Genomic DNA, 348 nt, shown 5'->3' on the forward strand with positions numbered 1-348 from the left:
TTTAATTGTTTAGTCGCAAAAGAAAAAACTTAGTCACTTAGCAACTCAGTCCCGAAGCTTCGGGATAGCATCTCAAACAAAAAAAATGAAAGTATATACAAAAACAGGAGATAAAGGAACCACAGCTCTTTTTGGCGGCACACGCGTTCCTAAAGATCATATCAGGATTGACAGTTACGGAACTGTTGACGAATTGAACTCTTATATAGGACTCATTCGCGATCAGGAAATCGATTCACATTATAAAAGCATTTTAATAGAAATTCAGGATCGTCTTTTTACTGTTGGTGCTATTTTAGCCACTCCGGCAGAAAAAGAAGTGTTGAAAAACGGTGAGATCGGAAGAGC

1 protein-coding gene is annotated in these 348 nt (G+C 37.9%); it reads left to right on the top strand.

Features of this window, described 5'->3' with window-relative positions:
- Positions 1 to 85 precede the first annotated feature (85 nt).
- Positions 86 to 348: ATP:cob(I)alamin adenosyltransferase (locus BW716_RS35920; protein WP_143709288.1), on the top strand; the 263-nt coding region annotated here is incomplete at its 3' end.

This window comes from [Flexibacter] sp. ATCC 35208, from assembly GCF_001975825.1.
GTDB lineage: Bacteria > Bacteroidota > Bacteroidia > Chitinophagales > Chitinophagaceae > Chitinophaga.